Consider the following 22,662-nt stretch of genomic DNA (forward strand, 5'->3'; position numbering starts at 1 on the left):
GTGGCAATTAACGACTTAGATTAAAGATGTCAGTTGAAATATTTTATATATCTGTGCATTTTTACCTGTTCCTTGTTCCTCATATAAAACAAAATAGTTGTAGCCGTGTTCTGTGAGTAACTCACTAAATGCGGCTTCATTTCCCTGGCTGCTAAACCCGATGAGTATCTTCCCTTGAGGATTAAGATATTTTCTTGCTTCTTGCAGGAAACGTTTATGGGTTATATATCCTGGGTCGTAAAATGCGTGATAAATTTCCTCTTTAAAAGTGTAATTTTCAGGAACAAATAAGAAATTAGAGTTCCAGAAAATAATATCAAAACTTTCACCATCTTTTAATATGTCAAATAAATCCCCATGCCTGACAGAAATTAAATTATTTACCCGATGACGAGTCACATTAAATAAGGTGTTTTTCACTGCCTCTTCGCTAATATCAGAAGCAACAACGGGATAACACCCTGCTAGCGCTGCTGTAATAGCTGTCACTCCCGCACCACAGCCTAACTCCAAAAAAGAGCTATTTCGTGCATAAGGAATATTCCGGGTAAAAATACCGGTGGATTGGAAATGAGTGGGAGGGAACACATTTTTATGAATGTTAAATAACCTGCCCATACATTCAAACTCAGAAATACCGGAGGATTCAGCAAGAATCAGTTTTTGTTTTATAGCATCAATAACCGGTTTTTCATAAAGATCTTCATTCACTGTAATTTACCTTTTCTATTATTAATGTTAACTATTATTAATGTTAATTAGTGGGTATATGGCGAGTGATTTTTAAAATTCCATTTGGAATTTCTCTACTTGTTTCATATTCCTCAAGAATTTTAGGCAGAAGATCCCTTAATCTGCGTTTCAAAACCTTACCGGTTACGCCAATAGGAATCTGATCGAAACTGTTAACAACAATAACAATATATTCGCCAATAGCATTCCCTACTTCATTATTTTCCTGCATGAGATGAAGAGTTTTGTCTGTAACAAGATCGACATCCTCCGTTAATTTTTTACTCAATAGAACCAATGCAACTAATGTTATTTTTTCATTTTCAGCACAGGGTAAATTCAATCCTATAATTGTTGCATCATAGACACTTTCGATTGTCTGTATCGTCTCTTCCAGTTGCAGGGTATACAACGAGCCAACCGGGGTATGAACAACATCAACCACACGATCAATTTGATAAAAAACATTATCTTTGCAATATCCGACATCTCCGGTCAAGAAATACCCATTTCGCCATGCATCGGCGGTTTTTTGGTTCTGCTTCCAATAGCCAGAAGTAATTGTTGGTGAACACACAGCGAGCGCTCCAACACGTCCTGGCGACACTTCATCACCAGCAGTCATGTCCAATATTTTGGCTGTAACGATATCAACGGGACGCCCAATTGAACGAGACGGTGCAATTCGATCTGCTGTGGATACACTTTGAAACAGAGCCATACCAAGCTCCGAACTTCCAAATGCATCGATAAAACGTGCGCCCGGCGAACCCACCAGTAAACGGCTAATGTGACTCTGATGGGCAGCATCACCCATGCTAAACCATCGCCGTATTGACGGGAATTCAGCATACGATACCTCGCGCTCCAGCAAAGAAACGTAGCTTTTGGGAAACGCAACAACCGTTGTAGGAGAAAAATCTTTTATCGCTTTCCTTACCGGTTCGCCCTCCTGGCTACTGAGTACATAAGTTGGGAGACCATGCAATATCGCTGTTTCAAGATGACTAATAGCAGAGGAGTGAGACTGCGGCAAAACGGTCAGCAAACGCTCATCTGGTGATTCGACAAAACGCCCAAGTCTGGCGCGTTTTCCCATAAAGAATTGACGATGTTCAAATTTTACTGCCTTGGGTATGCCCGTCGTACCAGAAGTATGGCTCAACATAAGTAATGTTGTATCCACCGGAATATACGGCCACCAGGAAGGCAAGTTATATTCCACCTCGGTATTGAAATTTGAAACATTGAGAATTTCACATATATCACCGGCATTCCGTAAACTCTTTATCAGTGAATTATTATTAAAAGAAGATTCATCGGTGACGAGTGTATTAAAACCGTTCTCTTTGATATAAGCGATGCCAATGTCCGACGGCATCGCTGGATTAATTAATGCAATTGTTGCGCCAATACTCGTGACTGCGATGTAATGCAGAAATGGACCAATGCCATCTTGCACACAAACAGCAACCACATCCCCGGTTTTAACCCCATTAGCCAAATACCAACCCGCAAGCTCCCGTCTAATATTTGCCAGGGTATCTAAGCTGAATTGATGGATATTACGTTGACTGGCAATAGTTATAGGTTTATCTGTAAAAATAAAATCCACAGTCGGGGTACGACTTAGCGATAAACAGCGGTCGAGAAAATTACCGCTACCTAACATGTTATCATTACGCAAACAGATTAAATCACGTTCAGATAAAAGGGTTGTTACGTTTGGAGCTATCCCGATATTACTTTGATATATCTCATTTAGCATCGCCATCCGAACACGTATTACTTCTTCACCAAAAGCCATAACTTCTGCTTTTCCGCGAGGATTTCCTTCAATCATGCGATCAATAATTTTCCTCATCACGATGGCATGCTCTTCATCCTCTTCAACATGGATTTTGAAGAAATGCAATGCATCATCAGGCGCTTTCATTGCTCGCAATGCATCTAAAATTGGGCCATAAATTAAAGGCACAATTGCCTCAGCGCCCAAGCACAACGCAGCGAGTCCCCTTAAAGAATTATCACTCCGGCAATGGTCAAACATAGTGTTAATCAATTGCTGAGTGCTGCTAAGAATCGGCTGACTTTTAGGAACCGCATTAATTGCCGCCATCGCCTTTTTATATAATTCTACGTGAGATATTTTTGCAGCATCAGTTCCTGTTAGCTCTTCCAGCAAATTATGAGAAAGAAGCGTAAAGTCATTTTGATCAACTAAGTTTCCCATCAACGAACACAGATATCTGGTGAAGTATTGTGAATAGTACTGGTGCTGGATCATGAATTTTCTGAGTAAATTCTGGTTGGCTTTCCCAGAACGGCAAGCCGCCAAAAATACATTGGTATTAATTTCTTCCAATAACTCTTTAGAGAAAATGTCTTCCCATAATGGTGATAAAGAATAACCTGTTGCTTTTTTAGGTTCGTTTTGAGCATTGATAACGAGTTCCATGATAAACCCTTTTAGTCATATTCAACTGCGTGAAATCTATGATATACAGGCTTTTATCAAGCCAAAGATATTGACTCCGAATTTATACATTCATATAAATGGCGCAGCAGGGATTGTGGGTTGAGATTTTGAAAAATATTTCTACCAACACATAATCCGCAAGCTCCAGACGAAATAGCGGCTTTGGTATTATTAATCAGTATTTCGTCAGACGTTTTTTCTCCCCCGGCGAAGAAAATCTTAATATCAGAGCCATGAAGGTCCACGATTTCTGAAATAGCGGATTTCGAGTCAGGGAAACCTATTTTTATTGCGTCAGATCCCAATTCAGTGACAATCCTTATAAGATGATGAAGCCTTTCCATCTTTATTTCTGACGATTTGGAAATAACTTTGTCATATAGCATTGTGAGTACAGGCAGCCCCGCTTCATGCGCGATGTCTGTGACAGACCCCAATATAGATAAATTATGTTCGAAATTTGTTTCAGTGAAATTTACCTGTATAGAGACGGCATCCACACCAAGTTGAAGAGCAGCTTCTATACTTGCCACTAATATTTTTGTGTCCGGTGATTCTGATATCGTTGGCATGCCGCTCATATGAAGAATAATACCAGTCGATGGGCGCAACATTCCACGCATAATGAGTTTTTCCAATATCCCCTTATGGGCCAGAACGGCGCTCACATAGTTGCTATTGATCCACGATTCAACCGCATAAACACTTTGTAAACCAGAGATGGGGCCCATAGTTAACCCGTGATCAATCGGCACTATTAATCCTCGGCTTGATTTGGGAAATAACAATCTGCTTTCTCTTAATTTTCTTCCGATGTATCCCATAATCATCACCTACTTTTCAATAATAGATTCATTAATTTTAATGCCAACATGACGACCAGGCTCTGTAATATAACCAAGCACCTTGTCTCCAGGTTTAAGTTCAGAGATGTTTAAAGGTTTTGCTTCGCTAGAAAAAATTCTCACATGCCAATCATCTTGCATCAAAACATTCACCCGTTTATTCCCTGGAAATTCTGCTTCAATTAACCGAAGAGGGCGTTGTTCTATTTTTACGCGACCAACCGTTATATGCCGTACTTCACCCTTTGAGTTGACCGCCATGACTGATGAGCCGGCTTTTAATTCACTCATATAATCTGTTCGGTTATTAAAGTTATATACATAGGCGTGTATTGCGCCGGCATTAATACGGAATGGTCTCAGTTCCATATAGGGCAAAAAGAATACTTCCGGGCAGCACAACAGGGCGCCTTGAGAAGTACTACCTACCAGCATGCCTTCGTTCTCGCTGAATAACGTGGATGTATCAATACAAGCCCGATATCCCATACCGACAGGACGACTTTCTGTAATGATTCCGACTTGTAGTTGCAGTGATTCTTTTCTGTTATATGATAAACGATCGATAAAGTCGCTCATGACATCATGTTTATTGGGTGAGAAAATAACGCCTTCTGCGCCATATTCCATAACGCCATAAGAGACGATTGCATCATCAACATCATCAGGATCGCTAATTTCTTTTAATAAAATAGTTCCGGTAGACTGTAATGATGCAATGACCAGCTCAAGAGGAATATTGGTTGGATCACGAAAAAGAATCCAAAGAAAATTGAATTCCATTCCTTCATTGATTGTTTTAAGAAGACTATCTTGATCATCGACATAACTTTCATAACAAGTCGCAATAGACTCTGCTTTAAGTTTCTTCAAAGTGGCTATGTCATTGGAACAAATACATTTATTTGAGTTTGTATTAGAAGGTTTAAATAAAGCGAAATGTTCGCTCTCTTTAAATTTATTAAGTTCTTCATGGGTTCTCACTTTCAGAACTATTTGCATTCTTTTGGGTATTGCATTAATGAAAGTTGAGATATTATCTGGATATAAAACTATACCACTATAAAGAGAATTTATGACCCTGATGAAAATACTATCATCTGGCCTCTGGGCTGACAATTTTGCAGTATCAAACCAAATTACTGGCCCATTTAAATCTTCACGCTTAGAATTATACTCTTTGCCTGGACTGTTTAATCTTATAGATGCTCTTTTGGTAATCATTTCAGGCGTCTCAAAATTTCCAGGCGCGATACTAACTGCCTCTTTTGCTACGCTAACGATATTTTTGCTCATATTAAAAATCCCCTGTGAAATACAAGATAATTTCTTCAAATAGTCATTTTTAAATGAATGGCAATAAGTTGTTGTCATATCTTCGGTTTTTCTCGTGTCGATAAACACCCAAACTTTAAATTTTTTATTTAATAATATTAAAATGGTGTGTAATGATATCCTCCTGAAAGTGTTTTTTTTATTATTTTTCCAATGTGAGGAAATGTGCGGGGGAATTTCACCCTGTTTACAGCGGTAATAGATAGTGTCGGCATTTCTCCTGATGGTAAAAGAAAACTTCTTAAATTACAGAATAATGAATATTCAGTAATGTTATTATTATCAATTATTTTAGTTTCATTATTATTCGCTTCTGTAAAAAAGCGAATACTCAGAGAATAGAAAAACCATTTACTGTAAATCAATTCTTTTTCTATTTACTTTCACTGTGAGATTTTACTTTACCTAATAAAATAAATACTAACATTGCAGTAATCGCCGCCGCTACTGCAAGTGCAACGAATTGATATCGAAATGCTTCTTCGTATACTTTATGCAGCAATGACTGATCTAATGAAGGGAAAATGGCAACCGCATTATTTAGATCGCTCATTGCAAGCCGTGTGGATATTTCAGATAAAATATCAGCCGGAATAGTGTTTAATGTACTTAAACCTGAAGATATACGCGCAGAGAGAATAGCGCCTACTACCGCCAATGCGATCCCATCTCCTGCTAAACGGACAGCATTGAAAATTCCGGTCGCCATACCCGCTCGCTCTTTAGGTACGACACTCACCGCCAAACCGTCCATCAATCCCCAAGGCAGGCCAATCCCAATTCCGATAACCAACATTGGCCATAATCTTTCCGCCGTTGTCGCGCCGGAAATCCCATAACCTAGCCAGAATAAGCCGCCAGCAGCGATGATAAGCCCCATACCTGAAATAACGCCGACATTAATCCAGCGAGCTAATTGACCGGCAATAAAGGGGACTATAAGTAAAGGTGCGGATAAGGTGATCATCATTTGGCCCGCTTCAAATGCGCTGTATCCTTCGACGCCAATAAAACGTGCCGGCAATATAACGAGCAAGACAACGTAAGCATACGCTGGCGCGATAGCAAGAAGTTGCACACCGACAAAGCGCACATTGGCAAATAACGAGAGATCTAACATAGGTCTTGAACGCTGTCGTTCAATAATAATAAATATGATGAAAATAATAATGGAACATATCAGTGTCGCCAGTACCGTACTGTCTCCCCATCCTTTTTCAGGCGCCAGAATGATTCCATAAGTAAAAGCGGCTAAAGATGAGGTAAATGTTATTGCGCCGGGCCAATCTAGCCCTTTTGCGTCGGGATCGCGCGTTTCTCGTGCATAAATACTCACCAATATACTGGCAACTAATGCCACCAAAGCAGGTAGCCAAAAAACCCAAGGCCATCCTAACGAGTCAATTAGCAGTCCTGCCAAAAAGGGACCAAAAGCTGCTCCGGCCCCAAATGTTGTGCCAATCAGGCTGAAAATGCGTGTACGTTGATGACCATCAAATTCTTGAGTCAATGCTGCCATTGAACCGGCAAAGGCCGCCGCTGCTCCCAATCCCTGTATAAGCCGTAAAATATCAACCCAAAAAACGGACGGCATATAAGGTATCGCCGCAGTAACAACAGCAAAGAGAAATAAACCGAATAGCCAGAGTTTCTTGCGTCCGTGAGTGTCGGCTAAGCTACCCGCAGCCATTGTTGCACTGCCGTAAGTAAGAATATAAGCATTAATTATCCAACTGAGTTCTACTGCGCTGCCACCAAGCGCTTTGTTGATTGAAGGCACCACGACCGCAGGTCCTGCAATGCTCAAAGGAATAACAGCGGCTGTAAGACAGGCAGTCAAGACCAGCGGCGCTTTATTTGCGTTTGATCCTATATTTATTTGAGATTTCATCACCATTTCGATTTTCTGCCCTGAGTACGTGTGGCTTGTCGCTGTATAGCAGCTAGAGCAAGATGTATTTTATTTCATACTACAGATTCACTAATGGCAGATAAATAGGCATATAATCATTTCTGAAGTGACTATTTTGTCATTAATTGTGATCTAAAAAAGCCCAGGAAACCCAGATGAATAGTTTGAGTAGATTCATGATCTTCATTCGTGTAGCCGAAGCTCGTAGCTTCACAGCCGTAGCCAATCAACTTGGGCTATCCCCTTCGTCTATCAGTAAAAGCATCTCCCGGTTAGAAGAGAAATTGGGGGTACGTCTGCTCCAACGCAGCACTCGTAGCGTCAGTTTAACGTCGGAAGGCACTCTATTCCTTGAACGTTGCAAACGTATCTTGGACGAAATCACCTCGGCAGAAAACGAATTATTGAGTTCTATCTCTGCGCCTCAAGGCCGTTTGCGGGTGAGTCTGCCATTAGTCAGCAGCCTGATGTTACCCGTATTGTCAGCCTTTACTGTGCGTTATCCACAGATAGAATTGGATTTGGACTTTAGTGATCGCATCGTTGATGTCATTGATGAAGGGTTTGATGCTGTGGTGCGAACAGGAGAGCTCAATGATTCACGCTTGATGAACAAACGTATCGGATCTAGCCGTTTTTTATACGTTGGCGCTCCCAGTTACTTTGCACAATATGGTAAGCCATCACAACCGAAAGACTTACTCCATCACGCATGCTTGATGCACCGGTTTCCAACGACAAATCTTTTGGAAAAATGGCCGCTATGCTTAGGAGAATTTGGAGTAGATATCCATCTTCAAGCAAAGATGACCTGCAATCATATCGAAACATTACTTTATATGACGCTTCAAGGTCACGGCATCGCCTGTTTGCCTGATTTTACCGTTAAGCGAGCATTAGCTAACGGTACATTATTAACCGTGTTGGATAAGTGGTCTGATACTTCGAGTACTTTTCGTGTCCTATGGCCGTCTAACCGCTGGGTCCTACCTAAAGTTAAAGCTTTTGTCGATTTCATGGTAGATAACTTATTCCCACAAGAGCGATAGAAATACTGATCAAAAAGTTAATCCATTAAATCAAATCGCCTTTAATTTCGCTCGATAGTTTGCTCAAAAAGTCAACCAAATATTGGGCGTTCGATTGTGCGAGTCGATGTTTTAAAAACTCTTTCAGACGTTTTTCTAGAATATTAGCTTTCATTATTTTCACTTACTTGAAGGTGTAATATGTCTTCTGTTATCTATCTTCTGTTATCTGTTAAGTTGAAATGCAGTAGAAAAATAACTAAATATTAGTATCTAAGGCGTTAACGGGAATTTATTAACCGTTGTAGGTTGGATGTTATTAAGTTAATTATTCTTGCACGATTGTTTAATGGTTATTTGAAAATAAATTGTTATCTCCATAGAGGAATGGCTCGTAATTTAAATATGGGCTTATTCCCTTAGATTTATCTTTGAAACATTGCTTCGTCTTATCTATAGATGTGAATATATATGGCAGATTGGTTGTCTGCGGATCATAACCACCACACTTTAATTGCGCTTACCTGATAATTATTTCTTAATTGTTGATTATTTTGCCATTCCGATATTGGATTATCTATTGCAGATTATCTTTGTAATTTTATGTGATTTACATCACATTTATCATTTTTTTATTGCTTTTTTCTGTAGATATTTGTGATGTCAATAGCTTGTTCATTCCGATGACTGAGTATAATCAGCGCCGACTCATCGTCAGTGAACGATTTACGTTCAACTGACATATTTAATTTATTATTAAGTGAACAGGGATTCTTCCAATGCAACTCCTTATGAGCCTGGTCGGGATGGCAGTGCTGATCTTGATCGCAGTACTCTTTTCCAGTAATTATCGTGCTATTAAACTTCGTACTGTCCTTGGCGCCTTTTTGATTCAGGTCGCTATTGGCGCTTTCGTACTTTATGTTCCCGCAGGTAAGAAAATATTAATGGGTATGTCTGAGGGAGTTTCCAGTGTTATCCAGTATGGTCAACAAGGAATGGATTTCATTTTTGGTGGATTAGTTTCCCCCAAAATGTTTGAACTGTTTGGCGGCGGGGGATTTGTTTTCGCCCTGCGTGTACTGCCTATTATTGTTTTCTTCTCTTCATTGATTGCTGTGTTGTACTACATCGGTGTTATGCAGCTAGTGATCAAAATATTGGGTGGTGGTCTGCAAAAAATTCTCGGCACTTCACGTACAGAATCTTTGTCTGCGACAGCGAATATTTTCGTGGGCCAAACTGAGGCGCCGCTGGTTGTTCGCCCTTATATTGCTACCATGACCCAATCTGAACTGTTTGCGGTCATGTGTGGCGGCTTGGCATCCGTTGCGGGTTCGGTACTGGCTGGTTATGCATCAATGGGTGTTCCTTTGGAATATCTGATCGCAGCTTCCTTTATGGCGGCGCCAGGCGGCCTGTTGTTCGCTAAATTGATGGTGCCTGAAACTGAAAAAACATCTGATACCGTTGATGCAATGTCATTGGTTGCGGCAGAGGAACGTCCTGCTAACATCATTGATGCAGCCGCGTCTGGCGCCGCTTCTGGTATGCAATTAGCCTTAAACGTCGGTGCGATGTTGTTGGCGTTTGTGGCCCTGATTGCATTGTTAAATGGTATTCTCGGCGGTATCGGTGGTTGGTTTAAATATCCACAACTTTCTCTTGAACTGATGTTAGGCTGGGTTTGTGCGCCGATTGCTTACCTGATTGGCGTGCCGTGGAATGAAGCAACAGTTGCGGGTTCTTTCATCGGTCAAAAACTGGTTGTGAATGAATTTGTCGCCTTTATGAATTTCGGTGAGTATTTGAAACCGGATGATGTGGTTGCGGCTGCGGGCTTGCAGGTGTTGTCAGATCACACCAAAGCGATTATCTCCTTCGCATTGTGTGGTTTTGCTAACCTTTCTTCCGTCGCTATCCTGCTAGGTGGTCTGGGCGGTATGGCGCCTAACCGTCGTGGGGATGTTGCTCGTTTGGGGATGAAAGCCGTTATGGCGGGCACACTATCTAACTTAATGAGTGCAACTATCGCCGGTTTCTTCCTGGCTCTGTAACGTTGTTGAAATAGGCAGGTGGGATAATCCCGCCTGCAATCTGTTTTCCTACCGGTTGATCCTTAATTCGTGAGTTATATTTTTTGTCGTGTATTATTTGATGATAAGCAAGTTGGATTTGCCGGTAAATCCCACGATAAATATAGTTTTATGTGATAAAAATCACATTTGAAATTATTATCTTGCAAATTACATGTAATTAGTGTGATTTTTGGCACAATTTTTTGAACGTTGAAATGTTCAAATATAAGATATGCCGAATTTCAAGGATCAAGGCGAGGCTCGCATTAAGGACCATAAGCCGGAGAGAGCATAGTGCGGTGAAAAGGAATTCAATCGTCGCTGTAGGCATACTATTGCGACATCTTCAGGGAACCAAGTCCGCTCGCCAACAAACAATCGTTTAACAGCAGTGTGGCTCTAGCAGAAGCGAGCCGCGATAATAACGTTGGAGAGTTTTATGACCGATTTAACCGCAGCAGCGCAGCGTGCGCTGAGTTTGATGGATTTAACGACACTCAATGATAATGATACAGATGAAAAAGTGACGGCGCTTTGTCATCAGGCGAAAAGCCTGGCGGGTAATACTGCGGCTATCTGCATCTACCCTCGCTTTATTCCTCTGGCGCGTAAGGTATTACGTGAACAGGGCACACCTGAAATCCGCATTGCAACAGTGACAAACTTCCCACACGGTAATGACGATATTGACATCGCTTTAGCTGAAACCCGTGCGGCTATCGCTTATGGCGCTGATGAAGTTGACGTGGTTTTCCCATACCGTGCATTGATGGCCGGTAATGAACAAGTTGGTTTTGACATGGTGAAAGCATGTAAAGCCGCCTGCGTAGAAGCGGGGGTGTTGCTAAAAGTCATTATCGAAACCGGTGAACTAAAAGAAGCATCTCTGATCCGTAAGGCGTCTGAAATTTCAATCAACGCGGGTGCTGATTTTATCAAAACATCTACGGGTAAAGTGCCGGTTAACGCGACATTGGCAAGCGCTGAAATCATGATGAAGGTGATTCATGAGATGGGAGTGGGTGAAACGGTTGGTTTCAAACCTGCTGGCGGCGTGCGTACCGCTGAAGAGGCCGCACAATATCTGGCGCTAGCTGATAGTATCATGGGTGACAACTGGGCTGATGCCCGTCATTTTCGTTTTGGAGCTTCCAGCTTGTTGGGCAGTTTACTAACCACTCTGGGCCATCAAAATCAAGAGCAAAGCAGCAATTACTGAGAGCATTAGCTGGTGCGTAACGGCTGAATTTTTCCCGATTTTAATCACAATTAGGAGAATGCTTTGTTTCTGGCACAGGAAATTATCCGTAAAAAACGTGATGGGTACCTATTGAGTGAAGAAGAGATCCGCTTCTTCATCAATGGCGTGCGTGATAATACCGTTTCCGAAGGACAAATTGCTGCGCTGGCGATGGTTATCCACTTCCAGGATATGGTGATGGAAGAACGTGTCGCCCTGACGTTGGCTATGCGCGACTCCGGGACAGTATTGAACTGGCAAAGCCTGAATATGAATGGCCCGATTGTGGATAAACACTCAACCGGCGGGGTGGGTGATGTGACTTCCCTGATGCTTGGCCCGATGGCGGCGGCTTGTGGTGGTTATGTTCCGATGATTTCCGGCCGTGGTTTAGGCCATACCGGGGGGACGCTGGACAAACTGGAAGCGATTCCGGGATTTGATATTTTTCCTGATGAGCAACGTTTCCGTGACATTATTCAGGATGTTGGCGTGGCGATTATTGGTCAGACTCATTCGCTGGCACCGGCAGATAAACGCTTCTATGCAACCCGTGATATTACCGCGACGGTGGATTCTATCCCTTTGATCACCGCCTCAATCCTTGGCAAAAAACTGGCTGAGGGTTTGGACGCACTGGTGATGGATGTCAAAGTGGGTTCTGGTGCGTTTATGTCAACGTATGAAGCGTCACAACAACTGGCGGAATCAATTGTTAGCGTGGCTAATGGGGCAGGTTGTAAAACTACCGCATTGTTGACGGATATGAATCAGGTTCTGGCATCCAGTGCGGGTAATGCGCTTGAAGTTCGTGAAGCTGTTCGATTTCTGACGGGGGAAAATCGTAATCCACGTTTACTCGAAGTGACAATGGCGCTGTGTGTTGAAATGCTGGTATCCGGTCATTTGGCGACCGACCGTGAAGACGCGCACAATAAACTCCAGTCTGTCTTAGATAACGGTAAAGCAGCCGAAATCTTTGGTCGCATGGTTGCTGCACAACAAGGTCCGACGGATTTTGTTGAGCGTTATGACAATTACTTACCAACCGCTGTTTTCAGCAAACCTGTATTGGCTGAACAACATGGATTTATTACGCATATGGATACCCGTGCTCTGGGGATGTCTGTAGTTTCCCTTGGTGGAGGGCGCCGTAAGGCAACAGATCGCATTGATTATAGTGTGGGGCTGAGCAATATCGTTGCTCTGGGTTCAGAAGTTAATGTAGGTACACCCTTAGCTATTATTCATGCCAACAATGAGAATGAATGGCAGGAAGCGGCAAAGGCAGTACGTAAAGCTATCGTTCTGGGTACAGAAGCCAAACCAGCCGCACCGATGGTTTATCGCCAAATTAGCGAATAATAACCATGCTTATTATTAGATAATGGTGGCATTTTCGCATTGAGCGTGATTTGACGCAGGAGAAAATTTATGAAACGTACATTCATCATGGTATTGGATTCTTTTGGCATTGGAGCCAGTGAAGATGCCGAAAAATTTGGTGATAAAGGATCTAACACCTTGGGGCACATTGCAGAAGCGTGTGCCCGTGGTGATGCTGATGTCGGTCGCAAAGGGCCTCTGTATTTGCCGAACTTAAGCCGTTTAGGTTTGGGTAAAGCGACTGAGGAGTCTTGTGGAACTTTCCCTGTCGGTTTGGATAAAGACGCGGACATTATTGGCGCTTACGCTTACGCCAGTGAACTCTCTTCCGGCAAAGATACACCGTCAGGTCACTGGGAAATTGCTGGTGTCCCGGTGCTGTTTGATTGGGGTTATTTCAAAGATGAAGAAAACAGCTTTCCGCAGGCATTGTTGGATAAACTGGTAGAACGCTCAAATCTGCCAGGTTATCTCGGTAACTGCCACTCTTCGGGGACAGTTATTCTGGATAAATTGGGTGAAGAGCATATGAAAACGGGTAAACCGATTTTCTACACCTCGGCTGACTCGGTATTCCAGATTGCTTGTCACGAAGAGACGTTCGGTTTAGATCGTCTGTACGAGCTGTGCGAAATCGCCCGTGAAGAATTGACTGATGGCGGTTACAACATTGGCCGGGTGATTGCGCGTCCATTTATTGGAGATAAGGCGGGTAGCTTCCAGCGTACTGGTAATCGCCATGACTTAGCTGTAGAGCCGCCTGCTCCTACCATGCTGAAAAAATTGGTCGATGAGAAAAATGGCGAAGTCGTTTCTATCGGTAAAATTGCCGATATCTATGCGAATGTCGGCATTACGCAAAAAGTAAAAGCGACCGGCATTGATGCACTGTTTGATGCAACGCTGGTGGAAATGGAAAAAGCGGGTGACAACACCATCGTATTCACTAACTTTGTCGATTTTGACTCTTCTTATGGTCATCGTCGTGATGTTCCGGGTTATGCGGCGGCATTGGAACTGTTTGACCGTCGTCTGCCTGAAATGTTGAAACTGGTGAAAGATGATGACATTTTAATCCTGACAGCCGACCACGGTTGTGATCCAACGTGGTCTGGTACTGACCATACTCGTGAGCATATTCCGGTGCTGATTTATGGACCAAAAGTACAACCTGGTTCATTGGGACATCGTGAAACTTTTGCTGATATTGGGCAGACAGTCGCTAAATATTTTGCACTGTCGCCAATGGAATATGGCAAATCAATGTTCTGAGCCTACTTATTGGCTGCTTTTGGGCAGCCATATATTACAAAAATAACCATTAAATAAAAAAATAAGGAATTTAATTATGGCCACGCCTCATATTAATGCTGAGATGGGTGATTTTGCCGACGTTGTTCTGATGCCTGGCGATCCATTACGTGCGAAATATATTGCTGAAACTTTTCTGGAAAATGTGCGGCAGGTAAACGATGTACGCGGTATGTTGGGCTTTACCGGTACTTATAAAGGCCGCCCGATTTCTGTGATGGGGCATGGTATGGGTATCCCATCCTGTTCTATCTATGCGAAAGAGCTGATCGCCGATTTCGGCGTTAAAGTCCTTATCCGTGTAGGTTCCTGTGGTTCAATACGTCAAGATGTTAAATTACGTGATGTGGTTATTGGCATGGGGGCATGTACTGATTCCAAAGTTAACCGTATACGTTTTAAAGATCACGATTTTGCGGCGATTGCTGATTTTGATCTGGTCCGTAATGCGGTTGATGCCGCTAAAGCAAAAAACATTAATGCGCATGTAGGCAACATCTTCTCTATTGAACTGTTTTATACGCCTGATCAACAAATGTATGATGTAATGGAAAAATATGGCATTTTGGGCGTAGAAATGGAAGCGGCTGGTATCTACAGTGTTGCGGCTGAATATGGCGCAAAAGCACTGACTATCTGTACCGTTTCTGATCATATTCGTACTGGTGAACAAATTATCGCCGAAGAACGCCAGACGACTTTCAATGAAATGATTGAAATCGCCCTGGAATCTGTTCTGTTGGGTGATAAATAATTCTGGTTCTACATTTGCTTTTGACTGCATAAAAAGAACCGCTGTTTATTTAAATGCCAGCCAGTTGAAAAAATTGGCTGGCATTGCTCTTTTATTATTGCGCGGCTTTTTCCAACGCCTGAGCTAAATCGGCGATGAGATCTTCTGCATCCTCTATACCTACAGAAATACGTACCAACTGTGGTGTGATTCCAGAAGCAAGACGTTTTTCTAATGGAATAGAGGCATGAGTCATACTAAATGGTTGACCGATCAGACTCTCCACCCCGCCCAGACTTTCTGCCAGTGTAAATAATTTTAGCTCTTGAATTAACCGGCGGGCATAATCATCATCACCTTTTAAGTGAACAGAAATCATACCGCCAAAGCCCTTCATTTGACGTTTCGCCAGTTCATGCTGTGGATGGGAAGCGAGGCCGGGATAGAAAACGGTTTCGATCTGAGGCTGTTGTTCTAGCCAGTGTGCGATTTTTTCTGCATTATCGATGTGGCGCTGCATACGCAGAGCAAGTGTCCGTATTCCGCGCAGCACCAGAAAACTACTAAAGGGATCGAGCACGCCGCCCACAGAGTTTTGCAGAAAACCCAGTTTTTCTGCCAGTTCTGCATTTTTTCCGACGACTGCCAGCCCTGCGATCACATCAGAGTGACCATTAAGATACTTGGTGGCGGAGTGCACAACGATATCAAATCCCAGATCAAGCGGGCGCTGGAGATATGGTGAGGCGAAAGTGTTATCTGCCACACTAATAATACCGTGCCGTTGCGCTATTTGTGCGATAGCCGCCAGATCGGCCAGTTTCAGCAAGGGATTGGTGGGGGTTTCCACCCAAATCATTTTTGTATCGGGACGAATGGCTGCTTCAAGGCCGGCAATGTCATTGGCTTCCACATAAGTGACACGCAAACCGGCGGTGCGGCTACGTACTCTTTCGAGTAGCCGATAGGTGCCGCCGTACAGATCATCGACTGCCACCAAATGGCTATCCTTATCTAAGAGTTCCAGCACCGTAGAACTGGCAGCCAGCCCTGAACTAAAAGCGTAACCTCGGCTACCGTTTTCCAGTTCGGCTATCGCACTTTCTAAAGCATCGCGTGTTGGATTACCGCTGCGGGAATACTCATAACCAGTATGCTGGCCGGGGGCTGATTGGGCGTAAGTCGATGTTGCATAAATTGCCGGCATTATTGCGCCAGTGTGATCCGGTGTATAGCCAGCGTGAACAGTTTTGGTATCAAACTTGGTCATAGAATTATTCCTAAAAATCAATTAAGTTGCTGACGCCATGCGTTCAGCACATCTGTGCGAGTTACCAGCCCAAGAAAACGGCCATTATCGACGATCAGCGCCACATGTCCGGCGTCGAAAGTTGCCATCAATTGTTGCAAAGAAGCGTTTCTATCCAGCGTTTTCACCTGATGAGTCATGGCGTGACTAGCGGGTAGGCTAAAATTGCGTGGATCAGCCTGCACGGTGTGCATCAAATCCCACTCATCAATAATGCCGACCACTTGCTCCCCTTTCAGCACCGGTAATTGCGAAATTTCATACAAGCGCATGCGGGTATGTGCGGTTTTTAACGTATCTTCTGGCGATATAAAAACCGTAGCGCCATCCTGATAACGGTAAGTAATATAATCGCTGAGATCGTGCTGTGGCATACGCGATTGGAATCCCTGTTCCAGCATCCAATAATCGTTAAACATTTTTGACAGATATTTATTTCCACTGTCACAGGCTAGCGTAACCACACGTTTTGGGGTAGTTTGCGCTCGACAGTAGCGCAGCGCGGCGGCGAGTAAAGTTCCGCTGGAAGAGCCTGCCAACACACCTTCCTTTAGCAACAGATCACGGGCGCTGGAAAAAGCCTCGGCATCACTGACACGGTATGCGTGGCGCACCCGACTAAAATCGCCCAAGGGAGGGACAAAATCTTCGCCGATGCCTTCTACCTGCCAACTCCCGGCTTCGCCATATTTGCCGCGTTCGATATAGTCCACCAAAATAGAACCATTTGGGTCCGCCAGAACAAACTCAGTTTCCGGCGAAACTTGAGCGAAATAGTGGCTCAAGCCGCCAAGCGTACCGCCGGACCCGACACCGATCACCACTGCATCGACATTGTGGTCCATTTGCTGCCAGATTTCCGGCCCGGTAGTGGTCGTGTGCGCTGCGGAGTTAGCCGGATTATTGAACTGATCAATGTAAAAAGCGCCGGGGATCTCCTGCGCCAGACGTAGGGCATAGTCTTGATAATACTCTGGATGACCTTTACTGACATCAGAACGGGTAAGACGCACATCAGTACCCAGCGCACGCAGATGAAACACCTTCTCCCTGCTCATCTTATCTGGAACGACCAGAATCAATTTATAGCCTTTTAAGGCGGCGACCAAAGCTAATCCGATGCCGGTATTACCAGCCGTGGCTTCGATAATCGTACCACCAGGTTGAAGTAACCCCTGTTCTTCCGCCTGTTCTATCATAGAAAGCGCAACGCGATCTTTAATAGAACCACCGGGATTTTGATTCTCCAGCTTAATAAATAATTGACATGGACCAGTATTCAGATGCGTTAACTCCAGCAACGGGGTATTACCAATCATATCGAGAACAGAGCGTGATGTGGTCATATCATATCCAGATAATCCGTTGTATTCAGATAGTTATGGAGGATAACTCTGTATATGTATTTGTTTGAAAGAATCAATAGCAACCATATATAGCCAAAAGGAATATATTAGTTTTCTTTTAGATGTTAAGAAGTATAGACGTTTAGATTTCCTGACTTATTAAAGTGTGAGGTAAATAAAATCATTTAAATTATTGCCAGATGTTAATCAAAATAAATCCGATGATTTATACTTTGATAACTTAGTTATTAATCCAAGAAGTATTCAGGTTTTAAAAATATCCCATGAACAAGATGACGACTATTTTCATCTTGTTTTTATGAAACTCTGTTGTGATTCTAAAATAACATCTTACTGTCTTCTGCTTTTACTCTGGCAAATCATATGCATTTTGTGTAGAGTTTGATCGTGCAAAAATAAAACAAAAGAGATTTTATGAATGAGGTGGTCTGAAACCTTAAAAGAAAAACTTTTTGATATCGCTGATAAGAAATTGGAGTTATTTAAAGAGTTAGATAATGCTATTGATGAACATGCTCGAATTTTGGAGGATATTAGACAAGATCTTAAACATGATAAAGCGACAGCTACTGCGATTATGTTTGAGCTTGCAAAGATGGGATTTCTATATCAAAGGAGTAGAGATAAGGCACGCAAAGTCGCTTTGCCGATGAGAGACAAAACAGCATCTAAAGATGATTTCACATTGCGTGTATCTTATAAAGCGCTGAAAAAGGAAGAGAGGGAGGTATTTTTAAAAGCTAATCAGCTTTTTGAAGCGGGGTGGTTGGTAAATGATGTTGTTGCTCACTTTTCCTTGCAATTAAATCGATCGAAAAGAAACATTATACAAGAATTGTATCGCCAAAAATTGATTATTCTCTTGGATGGAGAATATCAGCCATATAGCGTAAGCCGTAAGTCAGAACAACTTGGCCTTGCTAATTATTTAGCGACTAAGAGAGCCCCACAACCTGTTAAAGATGAAATTAACACATTGAGAGCTCAATTATCTGAGCTTTATAACATATATCAAAATAATAGCTCGAAACTGGTATTTTCAAATGACGGAACAGGTTTTGGTAAGAGCTATGGCGTACTTAGCCGTTACATTGAATCAGTTGCTGTTAATGTGAAAAACAGTGATTTTACCAATTTTCTATTTATTACTCCCCAGAAAGCACAGATTGATTTTGACAAGAAGCTGATTAAAAAGGCGAAGAAAAAAGGAATTGAATTTCTTGGCCTTTATGGTCAGGAAGATCTGAGAGACTTGAACTTTGTAAACTGGGTTGAAGATTGCAACGGAGAAATTATTGAGAATAGAAAACGTTATTTAACATGGGAAAAAAGAGCGAAAAAATCACCGCTGGCATCGCAAGCCAATAATTTAGCTGTTATTGTTAGAATGATAGATAATATTGAAAGTCAAATTTTAAGACAAAAACGGCAGGTTGATGAATTTGATTTTATTCAGGATTACGAAGATCAGCTTAAAAAGTATAAATCTAATTTAACGAGGGCGCTTGATGAATTATCTGAGGCTGCTTTAAACCGACAAGAGTTGGCAGTTAATCTACCTGCTATTATGCGGGCAGATAACAAGATTGAGCAGTTGCGTAAAGAAATTATCTTTCATTGTATACCTATGGCAGCAGCAATGGTTTCGCCTTGTATTCTGCTGGCAACGACGAGCAAATTTGATAGACCGATTAAAATGCCACGGATAAATAAGGCAGGTAAATATATTGTAAAATCGATGCCTTTTGATTACTTAATTGGTGGAAAAAAGAAACTCACAGACAGTGTATTAAGTGCTTTTTTAGAATCCCCTGTTGCGGAACAAATTGAATATTTAAAGACAGAGTTTTTCAAGATCGACGACGAAAACTATTTTAGAAAACACAATATTAGTTTTACATTAGTGATTGATGAAGAACATGAGGCTTACCGAGTTTTTTCAACGTCGCGTAGTGTGAATTTAATTGATAACAAAGTACAACTTGTTCATGTTTTTGCGGTAACTTACCGATTATTACAACAAGTAAAAGATATTGATGTTGCTAAGATACCATATTTACCTTTTTTCTCTGAGAAAAATGAATTTATTCATGATATCAAGGAATATTTGGAAAAGAATTGCGAGTTATCTTTAGAAGGCACTATTGAACAAAACTTGGAGTCTTTACTTAAACTTTTTTCCGGCAATATCGATTTTGTTCAAATTAAGAGTGATGATATTGAACAAGTCATTAATATTACAAGAAATGTATTTAGTTTTTCTCCCAAACGTTTTTTTAATGAAGAATCACTCAAGAAGGTGAAAATTGAATTTGTACATAGAGGGAGTGGTTGTCAGTTATATTACTCTACGGATAGTGGAGATAAAAATCCTTCTCTGCATGATACTTATCAACTTGCGATGGCCGTATTGGCTGCTGCTGCAAAGATTTCCAGTCGCTCACAATTTGCTAAATCACTTAAGCAGGCGGGGGATAGTAGCCAAAACTTTTTGATGTATAAATTTATCCAGAAGGCAGGAAAAATCAGGAATGAACTGAAACAAATGTTTGAGCATCCTGCGTCGGAAGAAATGTTGATTTCTTACTTCTATACATATTTTCAGTCTAAAACAGTATTTACCATAGAGCGGATGAACGAATTAGAGTTTCAAGACGAGACATTAAGTAATCTCACGTATATAAACTTTACTCTTGATCTTATTAAAGAGCAGCCCGAAGTGGCTTTGCTCCGTGCTCTCTATAACACAAGGAATAGCGTAATTTGTCTCAGTGCGACGACAGGTTTTGCTGAAACCTATTCAGGGCAATATAATCGTAATTTCTTACGGCGATTTTGCTCTGGTAAACCAAATAATTTAGATATTCAAATCATTGAACGAAGTAGTACTGATATTGCCCTGTTGACTTCTCTACGGGATAAACGAGCGGAACTAAGAACTATTAACTTTGGTGTATTTAATTCAGATCTTCCTTTATTTAATTTTTGTAAAGATTTTGATGAGAGTTTTAAAATAAAATTTGATTTTCTTAGGAACGAGCTTTACGGTTTGGATAAAAACTTTAAAAAGAGTTTAAATAACTACCAAAAGATAGAGTTCGAACGTCAGCTTTGTTCTATGCTCCTTGCTGCTTATCAAGGCAAACATACGATCAGTTTAGCATTGAGTAATCGTTTTCAGCGTAAATTGAAAAGATATTTTTCCAACTCGGAAGTAAAGATTAAAAATATCAAAAAGATCCATGATTCATGGAAAATATTTGAGTATTTGCCTTTTGCAAATAAACCTAAGATCCGAGTGATTTTATTTGATGCGGAATTACGTAAAGCGTGTAATATTAGAGATTTTACCCATGTAAAGGATGAAAATACGAAAGTTGTATTACTCTCCTCTTATAAAAGTGCCGGTACAGGGTTAAATTATTTTCTGACTTATCCGGGAGAAGAAGAGGATTTATTTGAGGAAGACTTTGAGCGTTTAGTATTAACCAGTGCGCCATTCTGGAGTTCAATCATTAAGGATGAAAAAACCAATGATAAGACACTTCACTCGTTGCAAAACTATCTGTTGTTAATGAAACAATGTTCTGATTCAGATGAAGAAAAATTTCTAAAGGATTTTGATGTCAATTTATCAAGTGGTGAAGATTACCAGTTCTTAATGCGTGAGCATATGATCGCTAAACTAAAAGATTTAATGCAAGCTATTGGTCGTGTTGAGCGTAAAGATACGAAGATGAACACAGAGATACTCATCCCGGATAATGCTGTAGAGGATGGAATAGTTCTGTTTAATCAATTTACTCGGATTAAAAAAAATCGTCCGATATTAGAGAGTATGTCTTTATTAAATCATCATTTTATGCAGCTATGCGAAAAAGAAAGAAGGATGTGTAGTTTTAAATCGTGTGCAGAGAGGGAATCATTTGAGAAAAAAATAGCTCGAAATTCGGCTTTACTTAGAGATTTTTTTGAAGATTTTGTTCCTGAGGTACTCTCAATTGCAAGGAAAGATAATGTTGAAGCGATTATCTTTAATGAACAGCTTCGATCTATTGAAAGTTTGATATCGCCATCAAACTATGTAAAAAAACTGAAATCAAATCCTCATGTTCAAAAATACCAGGCAATGATGGATGCGGTTGACGCACTATATATTGATATATCTACCGCTCCACAGTTGAAATTAAGTATTAAAAATCTTGAAGATGGGATAATAACGTTAACTGATATTGAGCATGGCTATTCAATATATCATCCTAAAGAATGGATATTTTCAGGGATTGGTAATCGAGTTGGCGGTAGAAAAGATGAGTATGTCACACATATTTTAAAAGAAATTGCAATGCTAAACAAGAATGTATTTAAAGATTGCATTCCACATCCCTTTTTTATTCCATTGCTCAAAGGGAATATTGGTGAGTATTTATTTAGCCTACTTCTGGCTAGATTACCTAATTGTCAGCCAATAGAACCTGAATTATTAAGTGAAAAAATAGGAAAAAAAGCCTATGAATTGTTTGATTTTTATATTGAGGTGGATAAGCATTTAATTTGTGTTGATACAAAAAATTGGTCATCTACTTTAGATAAAAGATATCAATCTTTAAAAACACATGATAATGCTCAAAGAAAAGCTAGCACTATTTCAAGTTATATTGCTCGTAAATATGAATCGGTTAAGTTCGTATACTTAAATACTCGTATGGAGAATAACCCATTAAACCTTGAACAAGAAGTATCTCCAGATAGTAAAATTTATTATCTTAACTTATTTAAAGAATACTTTGGGTATGAAAACAAAAAGCAAGATTATGATCAGGATTTTCGTATAGGTTCAGGGAGTGAGTTAGTTAAAGAAGTTCGTATTAATAAACAGATATTAAATTTATTGCAAGGTGGTTGAT

The 22,662-nt window shown here is 41.1% G+C and carries 14 protein-coding genes; 7 read left to right on the forward strand and 7 right to left on the reverse strand.

The genetic code is table 11. The annotated features are described in order from the left end of the window. Positions 1 to 15 precede the first annotated feature (15 nt). The 5 genes from V2H77_RS17860 to V2H77_RS17880 form a co-directional block, all read right to left on the reverse strand. Complete coding sequence (locus V2H77_RS17860; RefSeq protein WP_341499872.1) at positions 16 to 711, reverse strand: methyltransferase domain-containing protein; 696 nt, start codon at positions 709 to 711, stop codon at positions 16 to 18. 43 nt (positions 712 to 754) lie between these two features. After that, the gene (locus V2H77_RS17865) at positions 755 to 3,190 is read right to left on the reverse strand and encodes an AMP-binding protein (protein ID WP_341499873.1); all 2,436 of its coding nucleotides are present in this window, start codon (positions 3,188 to 3,190) and stop codon (positions 755 to 757) included. Between the two features lie 56 nt (positions 3,191 to 3,246). Beyond that, positions 3,247 to 4,041: a class I fructose-bisphosphate aldolase gene (locus V2H77_RS17870; protein ID WP_341499874.1), complete on the reverse strand. Its 795-nt coding sequence runs from the start codon at positions 4,039 to 4,041 to the stop codon at positions 3,247 to 3,249. Positions 4,042 to 4,044: 3 nt separating this feature from the next. Next, a complete protein-coding gene (locus tag V2H77_RS17875) occupies positions 4,045 to 5,352 on the reverse strand; it encodes a 3-dehydroquinate synthase II (RefSeq protein ID WP_341499875.1) in 1,308 nt (435 codons plus the stop codon). Between the two features lie 412 nt (positions 5,353 to 5,764). Further along, positions 5,765 to 7,288, reverse strand: a complete 1,524-nt coding sequence (locus tag V2H77_RS17880) for an MFS transporter (protein WP_341499876.1) — start codon at positions 7,286 to 7,288, stop codon at positions 5,765 to 5,767. A 170-nt stretch (positions 7,289 to 7,458) separates the two neighbouring features. On the opposite strand from V2H77_RS17880, the gene V2H77_RS17885 reads away from it, so the two are divergent. From V2H77_RS17885 to deoD, 6 genes are all read left to right on the forward strand, one after another. Beyond that, positions 7,459 to 8,352, forward strand: a complete 894-nt coding sequence (locus tag V2H77_RS17885; RefSeq protein ID WP_341499877.1) for a LysR family transcriptional regulator — start codon at positions 7,459 to 7,461, stop codon at positions 8,350 to 8,352. Between the two features lie 770 nt (positions 8,353 to 9,122). Further along, entirely contained in the window at positions 9,123 to 10,388 is a 1,266-nt protein-coding gene (locus tag V2H77_RS17890) for a NupC/NupG family nucleoside CNT transporter (RefSeq protein ID WP_341499899.1), read from the forward strand. Between the two features lie 460 nt (positions 10,389 to 10,848). After that, the gene (deoC, locus tag V2H77_RS17895) at positions 10,849 to 11,628 is read left to right on the forward strand and encodes a deoxyribose-phosphate aldolase (RefSeq protein ID WP_341499878.1); all 780 of its coding nucleotides are present in this window, start codon (positions 10,849 to 10,851) and stop codon (positions 11,626 to 11,628) included. Positions 11,629 to 11,691: 63 nt separating this feature from the next. Further along, entirely contained in the window at positions 11,692 to 13,014 is a 1,323-nt protein-coding gene (gene deoA / locus V2H77_RS17900; protein WP_341499879.1) for a thymidine phosphorylase, read from the forward strand. A gap of 69 nt (positions 13,015 to 13,083) precedes the next feature. Continuing rightward, a complete protein-coding gene (gene deoB, locus V2H77_RS17905) occupies positions 13,084 to 14,307 on the forward strand; it encodes a phosphopentomutase (RefSeq protein WP_341499880.1) in 1,224 nt (407 codons plus the stop codon). A gap of 76 nt (positions 14,308 to 14,383) precedes the next feature. After that, on the forward strand, positions 14,384 to 15,100 hold the full coding sequence (deoD, locus tag V2H77_RS17910; RefSeq protein WP_265378955.1) for a purine-nucleoside phosphorylase: 717 nt from the start codon (positions 14,384 to 14,386) through the stop codon (positions 15,098 to 15,100). A 94-nt stretch (positions 15,101 to 15,194) separates the two neighbouring features. Here deoD and V2H77_RS17915 read toward each other — a convergent pair whose 3' ends face one another. After that, positions 15,195 to 16,349 carry a trans-sulfuration enzyme family protein gene (locus tag V2H77_RS17915; protein ID WP_341499881.1) on the reverse strand — a complete coding sequence of 385 codons (1,155 nt, stop codon included), beginning with the start codon at positions 16,347 to 16,349 and terminating at the stop codon, positions 15,195 to 15,197. 17 nt (positions 16,350 to 16,366) lie between these two features. Continuing rightward, entirely contained in the window at positions 16,367 to 17,734 is a 1,368-nt protein-coding gene (locus V2H77_RS17920) for a cystathionine beta-synthase (protein ID WP_341499882.1), read from the reverse strand. A 439-nt stretch (positions 17,735 to 18,173) separates the two neighbouring features. Between V2H77_RS17920 and V2H77_RS17925 the strand changes: the two genes are divergently transcribed. After that, positions 18,174 to 22,661, forward strand: a complete 4,488-nt coding sequence (locus V2H77_RS17925) for a hypothetical protein (protein ID WP_341499883.1) — start codon at positions 18,174 to 18,176, stop codon at positions 22,659 to 22,661. Position 22,662 lies beyond the last annotated feature (1 nt).

It is taken from the genome of Photorhabdus sp. P32 (genome assembly GCF_038085095.1).
Taxonomy (GTDB): Bacteria; Pseudomonadota; Gammaproteobacteria; order Enterobacterales; family Enterobacteriaceae; genus Photorhabdus; species Photorhabdus luminescens.

Excerpts from the sequence above, each read along its gene's own strand:
- deoB (WP_341499880.1), top strand. The coding sequence starts at position 13,084 with ATGAAACGTACATTCATCATGGTATTGGATTCTTTTGGCATTGGAGCC.
- V2H77_RS17920 (WP_341499882.1), bottom strand. The coding sequence starts at position 17,734 with ATGACCACATCACGCTCTGTTCTCGATATGATTGGTAATACCCCGTTG.
- V2H77_RS17875 (WP_341499875.1), bottom strand. The coding sequence starts at position 5,352 with ATGAGCAAAAATATCGTTAGCGTAGCAAAAGAGGCAGTTAGTATCGCG.
- V2H77_RS17885 (WP_341499877.1), top strand. The coding sequence starts at position 7,459 with ATGAATAGTTTGAGTAGATTCATGATCTTCATTCGTGTAGCCGAAGCT.
- V2H77_RS17890 (WP_341499899.1), top strand. The coding sequence starts at position 9,123 with ATGAGCCTGGTCGGGATGGCAGTGCTGATCTTGATCGCAGTACTCTTT.
- V2H77_RS17880 (WP_341499876.1), bottom strand. The coding sequence starts at position 7,288 with ATGGTGATGAAATCTCAAATAAATATAGGATCAAACGCAAATAAAGCG.
- V2H77_RS17865 (WP_341499873.1), bottom strand. The coding sequence starts at position 3,190 with ATGGAACTCGTTATCAATGCTCAAAACGAACCTAAAAAAGCAACAGGT.
- V2H77_RS17925 (WP_341499883.1), top strand. The coding sequence starts at position 18,174 with ATGAGGTGGTCTGAAACCTTAAAAGAAAAACTTTTTGATATCGCTGAT.
- V2H77_RS17915 (WP_341499881.1), bottom strand. The coding sequence starts at position 16,349 with ATGACCAAGTTTGATACCAAAACTGTTCACGCTGGCTATACACCGGAT.
- deoD (WP_265378955.1), top strand. The coding sequence starts at position 14,384 with ATGGCCACGCCTCATATTAATGCTGAGATGGGTGATTTTGCCGACGTT.
- V2H77_RS17870 (WP_341499874.1), bottom strand. The coding sequence starts at position 4,041 with ATGATTATGGGATACATCGGAAGAAAATTAAGAGAAAGCAGATTGTTA.
- deoC (WP_341499878.1), top strand. The coding sequence starts at position 10,849 with ATGACCGATTTAACCGCAGCAGCGCAGCGTGCGCTGAGTTTGATGGAT.